Origin of the sequence: Maritalea mobilis, from assembly GCF_019800885.1 — a bacterium.
Classification (GTDB): Bacteria; Pseudomonadota; Alphaproteobacteria; order Rhodobacterales; family Rhodobacteraceae; genus Roseibacterium; species Roseibacterium beibuensis.
Map to the genome: position 1 here is coordinate 1,162,990 of NZ_JAHVKE010000001.1, position 13,734 is coordinate 1,176,723.

At 66.0% G+C, this 13,734-nt stretch carries 14 protein-coding genes; 2 read left to right on the forward strand and 12 right to left on the reverse strand.

Annotated features, from left to right (window positions below; genetic code table 11):
* Window positions 1-44: 44 nt before the first annotated feature.
* The 10 genes from mraY to KUV65_RS05675 all read right to left on the reverse strand — a co-directional run bounded on the left by mraY (window position 45) and on the right by KUV65_RS05675 (window position 10,659).
* Window positions 45-1,130: a phospho-N-acetylmuramoyl-pentapeptide-transferase gene (mraY, locus tag KUV65_RS05630; protein ID WP_222188356.1), complete on the reverse strand. Its 1,086-nt coding sequence runs from the start codon at window positions 1,128-1,130 to the stop codon at window positions 45-47.
* Complete coding sequence (locus tag KUV65_RS05635; RefSeq protein ID WP_222188358.1) at window positions 1,131-2,555, reverse strand: UDP-N-acetylmuramoyl-tripeptide--D-alanyl-D-alanine ligase; 1,425 nt, start codon at window positions 2,553-2,555, stop codon at window positions 1,131-1,133.
* Window positions 2,552-4,039, reverse strand: coding sequence for a UDP-N-acetylmuramoyl-L-alanyl-D-glutamate--2,6-diaminopimelate ligase (locus tag KUV65_RS05640; protein ID WP_222188359.1), 1,488 nt, complete (start codon window positions 4,037-4,039; stop codon window positions 2,552-2,554). The genes KUV65_RS05635 and KUV65_RS05640 overlap by 4 nt, the downstream gene beginning before the upstream one ends.
* Window positions 4,040-4,079: 40 nt before the next feature.
* Entirely contained in the window at window positions 4,080-5,864 is a 1,785-nt protein-coding gene (locus tag KUV65_RS05645; RefSeq protein WP_222188360.1) for a peptidoglycan D,D-transpeptidase FtsI family protein, read from the reverse strand.
* The gene (ftsL, locus tag KUV65_RS05650) at window positions 5,861-6,226 is read right to left on the reverse strand and encodes a cell division protein FtsL (protein ID WP_222188361.1); all 366 of its coding nucleotides are present in this window, start codon (window positions 6,224-6,226) and stop codon (window positions 5,861-5,863) included. The genes KUV65_RS05645 and ftsL overlap by 4 nt, the downstream gene beginning before the upstream one ends.
* Window positions 6,227-7,231 carry a 16S rRNA (cytosine(1402)-N(4))-methyltransferase RsmH gene (rsmH, locus tag KUV65_RS05655; protein WP_222188362.1) on the reverse strand — a complete coding sequence of 335 codons (1,005 nt, stop codon included), beginning with the start codon at window positions 7,229-7,231 and terminating at the stop codon, window positions 6,227-6,229. It lies immediately after the preceding gene.
* On the reverse strand, window positions 7,228-7,758 hold the full coding sequence (locus tag KUV65_RS05660; protein ID WP_222188363.1) for a division/cell wall cluster transcriptional repressor MraZ: 531 nt from the start codon (window positions 7,756-7,758) through the stop codon (window positions 7,228-7,230). Before KUV65_RS05660 ends, rsmH begins: the two co-directional genes overlap by 4 nt.
* 32 nt (window positions 7,759-7,790) lie before the next feature.
* On the reverse strand, window positions 7,791-8,036 hold the full coding sequence (locus tag KUV65_RS05665) for a hypothetical protein (protein ID WP_222188364.1): 246 nt from the start codon (window positions 8,034-8,036) through the stop codon (window positions 7,791-7,793).
* A gap of 286 nt (window positions 8,037-8,322) precedes the next feature.
* On the reverse strand, window positions 8,323-9,417 hold the full coding sequence (locus KUV65_RS05670; protein ID WP_261331596.1) for an Mrp/NBP35 family ATP-binding protein: 1,095 nt from the start codon (window positions 9,415-9,417) through the stop codon (window positions 8,323-8,325).
* A 51-nt stretch (window positions 9,418-9,468) separates the two neighbouring features.
* Complete coding sequence (locus KUV65_RS05675) at window positions 9,469-10,659, reverse strand: MFS transporter (RefSeq protein WP_222188365.1); 1,191 nt, start codon at window positions 10,657-10,659, stop codon at window positions 9,469-9,471.
* Window positions 10,660-10,862: 203 nt separating this feature from the next.
* Between KUV65_RS05675 and KUV65_RS05680 the strand changes: the two genes are divergently transcribed.
* Entirely contained in the window at window positions 10,863-11,081 is a 219-nt protein-coding gene (locus KUV65_RS05680) for a DUF1127 domain-containing protein (RefSeq protein ID WP_222188366.1), read from the forward strand.
* A 442-nt stretch (window positions 11,082-11,523) separates the two neighbouring features.
* Here KUV65_RS05680 and KUV65_RS18185 read toward each other — a convergent pair whose 3' ends face one another.
* Window positions 11,524-12,051, reverse strand: a complete 528-nt coding sequence (locus KUV65_RS18185) for an Lrp/AsnC family transcriptional regulator (protein WP_308124530.1) — start codon at window positions 12,049-12,051, stop codon at window positions 11,524-11,526.
* Here KUV65_RS18185 and KUV65_RS05690 point away from each other — a divergent pair.
* The gene (locus tag KUV65_RS05690; protein WP_222188368.1) at window positions 12,050-12,673 is read left to right on the forward strand and encodes a LysE family translocator; all 624 of its coding nucleotides are present in this window, start codon (window positions 12,050-12,052) and stop codon (window positions 12,671-12,673) included. The two genes, KUV65_RS18185 and KUV65_RS05690, sit on opposite strands and share 2 nt — an antisense overlap.
* Here KUV65_RS05690 and KUV65_RS05695 read toward each other — a convergent pair.
* Window positions 12,670-13,713 carry a Hint domain-containing protein gene (locus KUV65_RS05695; protein ID WP_222188370.1) on the reverse strand — a complete coding sequence of 348 codons (1,044 nt, stop codon included), beginning with the start codon at window positions 13,711-13,713 and terminating at the stop codon, window positions 12,670-12,672. The genes KUV65_RS05690 and KUV65_RS05695 overlap by 4 nt on opposite strands.
* Between the last annotated feature and the right edge of the window lie 21 nt (window positions 13,714-13,734).

Consider the following 13,734-nt stretch of genomic DNA (forward strand, 5'->3'; position numbering starts at 1 on the left):
CCCCGTCAGGGGCGCGTGAGGCCGCGCCTCCCCCTTCCGCGCGCTCAGCGCAGTTTCAGCGTGGCAAGGCCGATGAGCGCAAGGATCAGGGAAATGATCCAGAAGCGGATGACGACCTGGGGCTCGGCCCAGCCCTTCTTTTCGAAATGGTGGTGGATCGGCGCCATCAGGAAGACGCGCTTGCCGGTCGATTTGAAATAGAGGACCTGGATGATGACGCTCAGCGCCTCGGCCACGAAGAGACCGCCGACAATCGCCAGAACGATCTCGTGCTTGGTGGCCACGGCAATGGCCCCCAAGGCCCCGCCAAGGGCCAGCGACCCGGTATCGCCCATGAACACTGCCGCCGGCGGCGCGTTGTACCACAGGAAGCCCAGCCCGCCGCCAATCAGCCCCGCCGTGAAGACCAGCAACTCGCCGGTGCCCGGAACGTAATGAACGTCGAGATACTCGGTGAAATCGACGCGACCGACCGCGTAGGCGATGACGCCCAGGGTGCCCGCCGCGATCATCACCGGCATGATCGCCAATCCGTCCAGCCCGTCGGTCAGGTTCACCGCGTTGGCCGATCCCACGATGACGATCATCGAGAACGGCACGAAGAACCAGCCCATGTTTATCAGGACATCCTTGAAGACCGGCATGGCCAGTTGGGCCGACAATGCGTCCGGATGGGCATAGACGGCGACGCTCCCCGCGACCGCCGCGATCAGGAAGCCGATCGCCAGCCGAACCTTGCCGGACACGCCCTTGGTATTGTTACGGCTGACCTTGGCCCAGTCATCTGCAAACCCCACGAGGCCAAAGGCGACCGTCACACCCAGCACCATCCAGACATAGATATTGTCGAGCCGCGCCCAAAGCAGCGTCGACAGCGTCAATGCCGCAAGGATCAACAGCCCCCCCATCGTCGGCGTTCCCGACTTGGTGGTGATGTGATGCGCCGGCCCGTCCTCGCGGATCGGCTGACCGTTCGAGTACTTCCGCCGCAACGCGTTGATCAGGGGACGCCCGAAAATGAAGCCGAAAATCAGGGCCGTGAAGAAGGCGCCGCCAGCGCGGAACGTGATATACCGGAACAGGTTGAAGAAATCGCCGCCATCCGACAGCTCGTTCAGCCAAAACAACATCTAGCGGGGCCCTCGCCTATCATCCGCAGCCGCTTGCCCCAGTTTCCTGAGCGCGTCAACCACGCGGGAGACCTTGCTGCCCTTCGATCCCTTGACCAGCACGATATCGCCGGGGCGCAACTCGCGCGGGACCAGGCGGGCCAATTCGTCGGCGGTCTCAGCGTGAAGGCCACGCTTCGCGCCGGGCAGCGCCTCATGGAGATGCTGCATCAGCGGGCCAGCCGTGTGCACCAGATCCACCCCTGCCATGCTGGGCAGATCCGCCACCTCGGCATGCATCACCGGGGCCTCGGCCCCCAGTTCAAGCATGTCCCCCAGGATCGCGATGCGCCGCCCGCCGCGCTCTGGAACGGTACCGGCCAATACCTCGAGCCCCGCAGCCAGCGAGGCCGGGTTGGCATTGAACGCGTCGTCGATCAGGTCGATGGCGATGTCGTCGGTCATGCTGAGCACCAGCCGCTCGCGGGTGCCGCGCCCTTCGACCGGCGTCCAGTGCCCCAAGGCGATCGCGGTTTCGGCCGGGTCTGCGCCCGCGGCGTCTGCCCCCGCAAGGGCCATCAAGGCGTTCATGGCCAAATGCCGCCCGGGTGCCATCAGTTTCAAGAGCCGCTCGACGCCGCGATCCTCGGCCCGGATGACCGTGGCCTCGCCAACGATCCGCGCGTCCAGCAGGCGCAGATCGGCGCCCTCGGCCTCGCCCACGCGGATCAGCTGGGCGCCGACCCCCTCGGCCTTGGCAAAGAGGATCGGCGCGGTTGCCACGTCGGCATTGGCGATGGCCACGCCGCCGGGTTCCAGACCGTCGTAGATCGACGCCTTTTCATGCGCGATCCCGTCGAGGCTGCCGAACGCCTCCAGATGTGCACCGGCCACGATGGTGACCATGGCGACATGCGGCCGGGCCATCCGCGCGAGGGGGGAGATCTCTCCGGGGGCGTTCATGCCGATCTCGATAATGGCGAAATCCGTCTCCACCGGCATCCGCGCCAGCGTCAGGGGAACGCCCCAATGGTTGTTGTAGCTCGCCTCGGCGGCATGGGTTTTGCCCTGTGCGGACAACGCCGTGCGCAACATCTCCTTTACGGTCGTCTTGCCGACGGAGCCCGTGACCCCAATCACCTGCGCCTTGGTGCGCGCGCGACCCGCGCGGCCAAGCGCCACCAGCCCATCCAGCACATCGGGCACCAACAGGCAACGCGCGGGATCGACGCCCTCGGGCACATGGCTGACCATGGCCGCCGCAGCGCCTTTCTCCAAAGCCTGCGCCACGAACTCGTGCCCGTCGCGCGCCGCCGTCAGCGCCACGAACAAATCGCCCGGCGCGATCGTGCGCGTATCGATGGAAACGCCCGTCGCCGCCCAGTCGCCCGCCACTTCGCCACCGGTGGCGGCGGCGGCATCGGCGGCGGTCCAAAGCACGCTCATGCCCGCCCCTCCAGCGCGGCCACGGCGACGCTCGCCTGCTCCACGTCATCGAAGGGATAGACCACGTCCCCGACGATCTGCCCCGTCTCGTGCCCCTTGCCCGCGATCAAAAGCGCATCGCCTGGTTCGAGCGCATCGACCGCGCGCAGGATCGCTTCGGCCCGGTCGGCAACCTCGATGGCATCGGGGCAGCCCTGCTTGACCTCGGCCCGGATCAGGTCCGGATCCTCGGAACGCGGGTTGTCATCGGTCAGATACAGCACGTCGGCGTTCTCGGCCGCAGCCTTGCCCATCAGCGGACGTTTCGTTCGGTCGCGGTCGCCACCGGCGCCGAAGACGATCACGAGCCGCCCCAGAACATGCGGGCGCAAGGCCTTCAGCGCGGTCTCGATACTGTCGGGGGTGTGCGAATAATCGACATAGACCGGGGCGCCGTTTTCACGCCGCGCCGCCAGTTGCATCCGCCCACGCACGCCGCGCATCTCGCCCAGGACCGAGAACACGGCATCGGGGTCCTCGCCCGCCGCGATGCACAGCGCTGCCGCCGTCAGCACGTTCATCGCCTGGAACGCGCCGATCAGGTCCAGCCTGATCCGCCGCGGTTGCCCCCAGACCGTGACCAGCACGTCCTGCCCGGTTTCATCCATGCGCCGCCCGGTGATGCGGATCTCGGCATCCTCGGCATATTGCGCAATGCGGATCAGTTCCAACCCGTCGCGCTCGTCCAGCGCGTTGGCGAGGCGCCGCCCGTAAGGATCGTCCACGTTGATGACAGCCGAGCCCTGATCCAGCAGCAGATCCGAGAACAGCCGGGCCTTGGCCTCGAAATAGGCCTCCATCGTGCCGTGATAGTCGAGGTGATCCTGCGTCAGGTTCGTGAAGGCCGCGGCACAAGGGCTGACCGCTTCCATCCGCCGCTGGTCGAGACCGTGCGACGAGGCCTCCATCGCGACGCGGTCGATGCCTTCGGATTTCAGCTCGGCCAGGAGGCGATGCAGCGTCAGCGGATCGGGCGTGGTATGGATACCGGGCGCGGTATGGCTGCCTTCGACGCCCGTGGTGCCGATGTTCACGGCAGGCTCGCCCAAAGCCTCCCAGATCTGGCGCGCGAAACTGGCGACGCTGGTCTTGCCATTCGTGCCCGTCACGGCGACGATCGTCTCGGGCACCGCGCCGAACCAGAGGTTCGCCGCATGCGCAAGGGCGGCGCGCGCGTCCTCGACCACCACCAGCGCCACGTCCGCGCCGGACAGCGCATCGGTGGCCAAGATCGCCCCTTCGCGGTCCGTCAGGATCGCCGCAGCGCCATCCTCGATCGCAGCACCCACGTAGCTTGCCCCATGGACCTGCGTGCCGGGCAAAGCTGCGAAAAGGCAGCCTTTTTCGATCTTCCGACTGTCGATGACAAGGCCCGTCACCTCGACATCCCGCCCCTCGCGCGGGGTCAGTCCAAGGGCCGAAAGCGTGCTGGTGTGGTTGGCCATGAAATCCCCCGTTCCGCCCCGCCCGACTGTCGCGCGACGCTCAATTCGAGGAGCTGGATAGCGGAGAAACGGGGGGCTGTTCAATCTCGGGTCGCAAGCCCAGCAGGGGTGCGACACGCCGGATCATCTCGGCGGCGACGGGCACGCTGGTCCAGCCCGCGGTGCGGCGCGGTTCCGGCCCCGAGGTTTCCGCCGGTTCGTAGAGCGTGACCACCAGCACATATTCCGGATCATCGCTGGGGAAGACGCTGGCGAATGTGTTGATATTGCGGTCCTCGAAATAGCCCCCTTGGGGGCGCGGGAGCTCAGCCGAGCCGGTCTTGCCGCCCACCGAATAGCCTTCGACCTCGCCGAAGCTGGCGGTGCCATCGGTGACCACCGCGCGCAGCAGCTCGCGCATCCGGGCGCTGGTTTCCTCGGAAATCACCCGCTCGCCCAACACCGGCGCATCCCGACGCAGAAGCGTGGGTGTGACCCGCGTGCCGCCATTGGCAATGGTCGCGTAGGCCGCCGCAAGATGCACGGGCGACGTGGAAACGCCATGCCCGTAGGAGATCGTCATGGTCGACAATTCGCCCCACCGGCTGGGGGTCAGGGGCCGCGCCGCGCCCGCCTCGACCAGTTCCACCCCTGTCGGCTCCAGCAGGCCCAGGCGGTCGAGAAACGCGCGCTGCCGCTCGGCCCCGATCATGCGGGCAAGGCGCGCCGTGCCGATATTGGAGGAATGCACGAAAACATCCGTGACGGACTGTTCCGGTCCATAGCTGTGAAAATCGCGGATCGCGAAACCCGCCATGCGCAGCGGCCCGGTCGTGTCCACCATGGTCGAGAGATCGACCAGGCCCTCGTCCAGCGCCTGCGCCACGGTGAATGTCTTGAACACGGAGCCCAGTTCGTAGACGCCCTGAAGCGCGCGATTGAACAGCGGGCTGTCGGCCTGATCGCCTTCGGTCAGGGGACGCGGCCGCGCGTTGGGGTCGAAATCGGGCAGGCTGGCCAGCGCCACGATCTCGCCGGTGTCGGCATCCATCAGGACGGCTGCCGCGCCGCGCGCGTTCATCAGCGCCATGCCACCGGCAAGGACCTCTTCCACCGCGGCCTGCACCGTCAGGTCCAGCGACAATTGCAGCGGGCCATCGCGCGCCGGGTCACGCAGATCGCTGTCGAACTGCGCCTCGATCCCGGCCACGCCGACGACCTCGGCGGCGTTCACCGCCTCCTGGCCGAAACCCGCACCGCCCAGGATATGCGATGCGACGGACCCGTTGGGATAAAGCCGCATCTCGCGCGGCCCGAAGAGCAAGCCCGGTTCGCCAAGGTCATGCACCTGCTGTTCCTGCTCGGGGCTGATATAGCGGCGCAGCCAGATGAACCGCGCTTCCGAGGTGAAGCGACGGTGGAGCGCATCGGCGTCCATATCCGGAAAGATCTCGGCCAATCCGTCCGCTGCGGCGCGCGCGTCGATGATCTCGTGCGGATGCGCGTAAAGCGCGTTGGTCGCGAAATTCGTGGCCAGAACGCGCCCGTGGCGGTCGATGATATCGGCCCGCGTGTTCAGGATCGTATCGCCGCTGCCGCTCGCCACGCGCGGCTCTACCGGTTCGGACGTGGCCAGCGCCGCCATCCGGTAGCCCACGGTGCAGAACGCCGCGAGGAAACAGACCGCAACCAGCAACAGGCGGCTTTCGGCGCGCACGCGCAGCTTGTCGCGTTCCGCCTCGTGCCGAAGACGGCGGTTCTCCCGCTCGATCGCGTCGGGGTTTTCGCCCTTTTGACGGGCGTCCAGAATGCGCGCCAGGGGGCGCAAGGGCGTGCGCAGGCTCATGGATCGTCCCTCCCCTCGGGGGTCGAGGCGTTTTCCAGCAACAATTCTTCAACCGCGTCGGCCGGGTCCGGCGCGGGCAGCGGATAGGGGATCTCGATCACGTCGCCGAACTGTTCGGGGGCCAAGGGCATCAGGCCCAGCCTGTCGAAATTGAAATCCGCAAGGTCGCGCAGACGGTCGGGCCGATTGAGATAGGCCCATTCGGCGCGCAAGACCGACAGGCGTTCATGTTCGGCCCCGATGGCGCGCTGGAGACGGTCGACCTCGCGCAAGGCTTGCTGGGTCAGGATGGTCTGGTGATACGCCCAATACCCAAGGCCGATCACTGCGAGCGCCGCCAAAGCCGTGACGAAGGTCCGCATTTACCAGCCCCCCTCGACCTGCGGGACACCAAGTGATGCGGCATCGACGCCCCGGGCGGGCGCGTCGGTCCGCGTGGCGACCCGCAGCTTGGCAGAGCGCGCCCGCGGGTTGGCCTCGATCTCTTCGGGGTCGGGCGGGATCGCCTTTTTCGGGGTCAGGTCGAAGCCCGGATCGCGAAGCGCCTCGGCCGGTGCATGGCGCGAGCCACCGCCCCCGCGGCTGGAGCGTTCGGCGAGGAACCGTTTCACCACGCGATCCTCGATGGAATGAAACGACACGACGGCCAACTTGCCGCCGGGCTTTAGCACGCGCTCTGCCGCCTCCAACCCCCTGACAAGGGACATGAATTCGTCGTTCACCGCGATGCGGATCGCCTGAAAACTGCGGGTCGCCGGGTGGCTCTGACCCGGTTTCTTGCGCGGCAGGCAGCCCTCGATGAGCGTCGCGAGATGCAGGGTCGAGGTGATGCGCCCCTTGGCGCGCTCCGAGACAATCGCCTTCGCGATGCGCCGCGCGGCACGCTCTTCCCCGTAGTGAAACAGGATGTCGGCAATCAGCGCCTCGGGGGCGTCGTTCACGATATCCTCGGCCGAAGGCCCCTCGCGCCCCATGCGCATGTCGAGCGGGCCGTCGCGCAGAAAGGAAAAGCCGCGCTCGGCCATGTCCAGCTGCATGGAGGAAACGCCAAGATCCAGGGTCACACCGTCCAGGGCGGCAAAGCCCACGCTTGCGGCATGGGCGTCGAGGTCCGCGAAATTTCCCGCAACCAATTTGAGCCGGTCGCCATAGGCGCCGGCCCAATCCTCGGCCATCTCAAAGGCCAACGGGTCACGGTCCACGCCGATCACGACATCCGCCCCCGCCTCAAGCAGACCACGGGCGTAGCCACCAGCGCCGAAAGTGCCGTCCAGCCACACGCCAGAAACCGGAGACACAGCCCGTATCAACGGACGCAGCAGAACGGGAATATGCGGGGCCTTGTCCGGGTGCGACGCGTCCGTCATTCCACCGGCTCGACCTTGCGCGCCTCAAGCTCGCGATAGGCGGCCGCGAGCGGATCGAAATAGGCATCATCCTGTCCCATCTCGGCCAGCATCGCCTCGTAATCCTCGTCCGCCGCGCTGGCCTCGGACGGCTTGAGGATGTGAAACTGGTCGCCATGGCCCTGGAACAGCGCCTCTCCGTCGACGTCGATCTTCTCGCGGGCGGCCTGTGACAGCACGAGACGTCCGGTATCGTCCAGAACGGTCGCGTCACACTTGGTGTAATAGAGATAGCCCATCGCCTTTTTCAGCGGACTGCCGGGCGTAAGCTGCTGGATCATCTGGTCGATCTGGTCGAACGCATCGCCCGACAAGCATTCCAGGTAATTTTTCTTGGGGTCGCCATAGGCGATGTACAGGCGCGGTGCGCCGCCGGGCGCATAGTCCTTGTCGCAGTTCTGCAAGACGCGACGGAACTTAGCCGGGATCGAGACCCGGCCCTTTCCGTCCACCTTGTTGAGGCTTTCGCCCAGAAATCTGCGGTCCACCGCGTTTGCCTCTTTTTCGCCTCATTCGAGCCTTATTCCAGCCCCGAAACGGAAACGGCGGATTGAGCAAGCTGCCACTGCTCAATCCGCCGCCCTCGTCCCATTGCTGGGTGTCCGACTACGCAGGCCACCTGGGGGGATGTCTGCTCGCTTGCGCGCCGGATCTCTTTGTCTTGGCGTTCGAGATTGCCTGTATGAACACCTGCCGTTTTTGTTGTCTTTTCAGGTCTTTGCGACCCGTTGTTCGATCTCGTCTGCCGATGGATAATTTGTGCCATGGGAAACCTCCCCACTCAACACCTTTTTTTGGGTTTATCTGCCAAAGACTGGGAAACAGGGCCCTTGAGCACCCCTGTCGTTGCCCATTTGCAACGAAAGAGGCGGCCCAGATTGTGGGCCGCCCGCATCAAAACACCATATGTAGTGAAAATCAGGCCTCGCCCGGGGCATTCCCATAACGTGGCAGGTTTTTCCAGATTTTGCGCCGCGAGGGCGGAATTGGCGGGTTTTCCCACCCCGAGCCTTGCGAATCACCCTCTCGTGATGCGCGGATAAGGGTCGGTGTCAGGCCAGCCCACCCTCGATGAATCGCTTCGCGAGGTTCGCATAGGCCTCGGCCATCGGTCCCTCGCCTGCCGCGATCGGCGTGCCCGCATCGCCCGCGATCCGCGTCTCAAGGCTGATCGGAAGCGCACCGAGGAACGGATGGCCCAGCTTTTCGGCTTCGGACCGGACGCCGCCCTCGCCGAAGATATGCGCCTCGTGACCGCAATTGGGGCAGATGTAGCTCGCCATGTTCTCGATCAGGCCCAGAACGGGGGTCTTGAGCAGGTCGAACATGTTCAACGCCTTGCGCGCGTCGAGCAGCGCCACGTCCTGCGGCGTCGACACGACGATCGCCCCCGTCACCTCGGCTTTCTGGCAGAGGGTCATGGCCACGTCGCCCGTACCCGGCGGCAGGTCGACAAGGAGCGTGTCCAACTCGCCCCACTCCACCTGGGTCAGCATCTGCTGCAACGCCCCCATGAGCATCGGGCCGCGCCAGACCACCGCCTTTTCCTCGGGCAGCATGAAGCCGATCGACATCATGGTGACGCCATGGTTCTTGAGCGGGATGATCGTCTTGCCGTCCGGGCTGGCGGGGCGTTTGTTCACACCCATCATGCGCGGCACGCTGGGGCCGTAGATATCGGCATCCAGCAGGCCCACGCGCCGCCCCTGCCGCGCCAGCGCCACGGCGAGGTTCGTGGCGACGGTTGATTTGCCCACGCCCCCCTTGCCGGACCCGATCCCGATGATCGTCTTGACACCCGAGGGTTTCATCGAGCCTTCCTGCGGCTTCATGTGCCCGCCCATTTTCAACGTCGGCGGCTCGCCGCCTTGCGGCGCGGCGGGCGGGGCCTTTTGAGTCGGACCATGGGCGGTCAAGGCGACGCTCACGCCGTCGACACCGGGCAGGCGCGAGACGATCTGTTCCGCGGCGCGGCGCACTCCATCCATGCCACGCGCGGCCTCGGGCGTTTCGGCCTCGATGATGAAACTGACCTTCTCGCCCTCGATCCGCAGGGCACGCACCATGTCGCGACTGACCAGGTCGCCGCCATCGGGCAGTGTCAGCGCGCGCAACGCGTCGAGGATGCTGTCGCGGGTCTGGGTCATGGGGCGCGTCCTTTCCTGAGCAAATCCGTCAACCGCCACATAGGGCACAAGTCAGCGGCGCGCACCCCCCAGAAAGATGATCGCGGCCAGAAGCATCCCCGCGCCCCCTGCCACGGCCAGCGCCGTCCCGATACCGAGCCGCTCGGCGAGCGCCCCGATGGACAGCGCGCCGATGGCCACCGTGCCAAACCCGACCACCACCCAGAGCGACATCACCCGGCCCCGGTAGGCATCGGGCAGTTCCGTCTGGATCGCGGCTTGCAAACTGACGCCACACCATGTGGCACAGAACCCCGCCAAGGCCGTCGCGGCCAGGGCCAGCGGCCAGACAGGGGCCAAGCCCATCCCGATCACGGCAGCAAAGCCCAGGACGACCGCTATATAAACCGCCGGTGGAATACGCGCGCCGACCGCCCCGGCGCCGAACGCCTTCAGCAAGGCCGACGACAGCGCCCCGGCCCCGGCCGCCGCCGTCAACATGCCCAAGCCCGCCGCGCCGCGACCGAAGGCCCCGTCAGCCAGCACCGGCAAGACCTCCAGGGCACCACGCACGAGCGTCGCGAAGACCAACGTGATCAGCAAAGCGCGCCGGATCAGCGGCGTGCGCCAGGCATAGCGCACCCCTTCCCGCAACTCGGTCAGGAACGGCGCACGCGCGCGCGGCGGAAGATCCCTTGGGCGCAAGCCTGGCAGAACGGCCAGCATCGGGAGATAGCAAGCCACAGCGACCCACAGCGCGAACGCGCCGCTGAACCCCGCGATGATCCAACCGGCAGCGACCGGCGCCACAAGTCGCGCAAGGTTGAAGTTGAGCGCCGTAACCGACACCACGTGCTGCACCATGTCCGCCGGGACCAGCCGGGGGCCAAGCGACATGCGCACCGGGTGATGCGCGGCCGAGATCACGCCGACACCCAATGCGGCCATCGCCAGCGCCAGCGGTCCGGCGATGGGCAAGGCAATGGCCAGCGCCGCCAACACCGCCGCCATGCCGCCATTGGTCACCAAAGCCGCCCGCCGGATGTTAACGCGGTCGGCCAGCACACCGAACAGCGGACCTGCCACAAGGGTCGGTGCAAGGCTGAGGCTCGCCACCAGGCCGACGAACTCGGCAGAGCCCGTCCTCTCCCACGCAAGCCAGGAAATGGTCACCCTCTGGATCCAGATCGCCTGCACCGCGAAGAACACGCCGCCGAAAAACCGGCGGAACTGCGGATCCCCGAATGCACCCCCTGCAATCATGCAAAAGCCCGTTTACGTAGGGGAAAATAGGTCAGCATGATGTATGCATTTTCTGCATAGCGGCGTTGAAGCCTTGTTTATTGTGCACCCGCAGCATTCGCCTATCTTCTTCCTCAACAGGGGCGCGGCCCCAAGCACTACACTGAGCAGGACGCGTGGCAGTTCCACAGCCGCCTCCGGCAGAAAACGCAAGGACAAGAAACATGGCATTTGTTTCGAGCAATCGCAGCACCGTCGCCCTGGGCAGCCGCCTGGGCGAAATCTGGCAGCAAGCCGCCGAAGCCTACGCGACCTGGCGTCTGTATCGCCGCACGTTGGCCGAGCTTCAAGGCCTGTCGGGGCGCGAAATGGCCGATCTCGGCCTGAACCGCTCGATGCTGCGTCGTGCAGCACTCGAAGCCGCTTACGGCAAGGACGTCTGATCGTCCGAACACGGAATTCGCTGGCCTCACCTCCTCCCTTCAGAGGCCAGCGTCGCGGGGCGCATCCCCCTCCTCCCTTGGATGCGTCCGCACAATCCGCCCGGATCCTCCCTCCGGGCAAAAGATCGGCCCCCTCCTCCCATCTGGGGTCGTGACAGCGGCGGTGATCCTCTCCTCCTCCCTTGAGGATCACCGCCGAAAAATTCCGGGGCCTTGCAGCCCCAAACGGCATCGGCGCCCCTCCTCCTCCCTTGGGGGCCGGTACTCAGGCGGTGATCCTCTCCTCCTCCCTTGAGGATCACCGCCGCCCAATACCGGGATCCTCCCTCCCGGACGTCATCGGTGCCCCTCCTCCTCCCATTCGGGGGCCGATAACAAAAGGCGGCGGCTGACCCTCCTCCTCCCTCGGGTCATCCGCCGCCTTTCTCTTTTTCGGACCTTTTCAGGCGCGGTCGTCCTTGGGGGAGCCCATCACGACATAGGTTTGCAGGGTCGCCACTTGCGGCAAGCTGCCCAGCACATCGGTATGGAATCGCTTGTAGGCGCCAAGATCCGACACCTCGACCCGCAGCAGATATTCCACGCTGCCAGTGATGTTGTGGCACTCGCGCACCTCGTCGGCCTGCGCCATAGCGCGTTCAAACGCCTCTTGCGCGGCTTTCGTATGCTCGTTCAACCCAACCGAGATATACGCCGCGAAGCCGACCCCCATGGCGGCGGGATCGAGCACCGCGCGATACCCGCGGATCACGCCCGCCTTTTCCAGCGCCTGCACCCGCCGCAACGTGGCCGAGGGTGACAAGGCCACACGTTCGGCCAGGTCGAGATTGGAGATTCGGCCGTCGCGCGACAGCTCGCGCAATATCTGGCGGTCTTTTTGATCAACACTGCCCATGGATTGCAAAACTACCCGTTCAACGGCAAGGTTTGCAATTTCATTCCGCAACGGCGCGCATAGATTGCGCCGCATGACACCCGATCTTCTGACAGCGCTGATCCTCTTCGCCTTCGCGGCATCCATTACCCCGGGGCCGAACAACATCATGCTTCTGGCCTCCGGCGCGAATTTCGGGCTGCGCCGGACGGTGCCGCACATGCTTGGCATCTCGCTGGGTCATGCCCTGATGACCTCCCTGGTGGGGCTGGGGTTGATCGGGCTTTTCGAGCTGCTGCCCTGGCTGCGCCCGGCCCTGATGGCGGGCTGTGCGGTCTACCTCGTCTACCTCGCGTGGAAGATCGCCAACGCAGCGCCCCCGCCCGAGGCCGAGGACTTGGCCAAGGGCCGCCCGTTGACCTTCCTCCAAGCTGCGGCGTTTCAATGGGTCAACCCCAAGGCTTGGTATATGGCGATCTACGCACAGACCAACTTCGCCCCCGAAGCCGGCATCCTCGGCGCCACCTGGGCCGGGGCCGTTGCGGTCGCCCTCGTGTTCGCCGCAACGAATCTGCCATCGGTCACCGTCTGGGCCTGGGGCGGAACGCAGTTGCGCCGTTGGCTGGACGGCCCGGGGCGGCTCAGGGCGTTCAACATCACGATGGCGTTGCTGCTGGTCGCCTCGCTCTGGCCGATTCTGTCCAGCGGGTTCGGCTAGAGCATCGAGGTCGCTGCCCGTCGCCGCAATCGCGGCACGGCACGCCCCAAAAGCGCCGAGGCTTCGCGCAGGCGCAACACGGGCCGCGCAGCTTTCATTCGGCCCATCCGTGGGTGGGCAAGAACCTCGGGCATCAGTGCCCCCGCCTCTCGCAATCCCAAATCGGCGGGCGGAGACAGCCGTGCCACGGCCATTTCGCCCAAGAGAAGGCTTTCACAGGGCGCACCTTCCGCCCAAACGATCTCGTGCCGCTCGAACAGGATATGAACGTAGGTCACCCATCGAGCACGCTTTTGGCTGACGCCCGGCAACCCGAGGAAGGCGCGCGCGGGCAGCAGCACCTCGGGGACACCGAACATCATCTCGACCCGGGCGCCGCGCATCAGCACCCGGTGCTGTGGCGACAGGCGCAAGGCCCTGCGGTTTCCGATCACCCCGGCCTCGAAGCAGACAGGCGCCATGTCGCCTCGCGCGCTGACGTCCTTTTTCCCGACCCAGAGGATCGGCTGCGCCCCATGATCGAGGGTGCGGACACGATCCCCGGGCTGCAACCGCTCAACCGCGACGGTTCCGCGCGGCGCCGAGATCAGCGTGCCCGCGGCGAAACAGACATAGGTCAGGTACTCGGCCGGGTTCTGGTCGCCCGTGTAGAATCCGGGCAAGGCACCGCCGTTGAAATTGTCGAAATACCAGCTTTCAAGGTCAAATTCGGGCGTCCAGACGACCTGAACCGCGTCGCCCGCATCGTCCACCATCTCGAAGACGACCGCATGGCCGCTATCGCCGCCCACGCCGATCGGATCCGACCGAATGACCGTCGCCTCGAAATCGCCGCCGCCGCCCATTCCGTCCCAAGACAGGTGATAGGTGTCGCCCACCTCAAACGTGTAGGGCGACGGGTCATCCGGCGCGGCGGTGATCGTCAGGTCGTTCGTGGCGGTTGGCGGATAGTCGAAAATGCTGCTGTTGCCCATCGCATAGACATTGTCGCCGGTCGACGCGGCGAATTCATTGTCCAAAGCGGTAAAGACGATAGGCAAGCCAGCCCCCCAGCGAGGTCA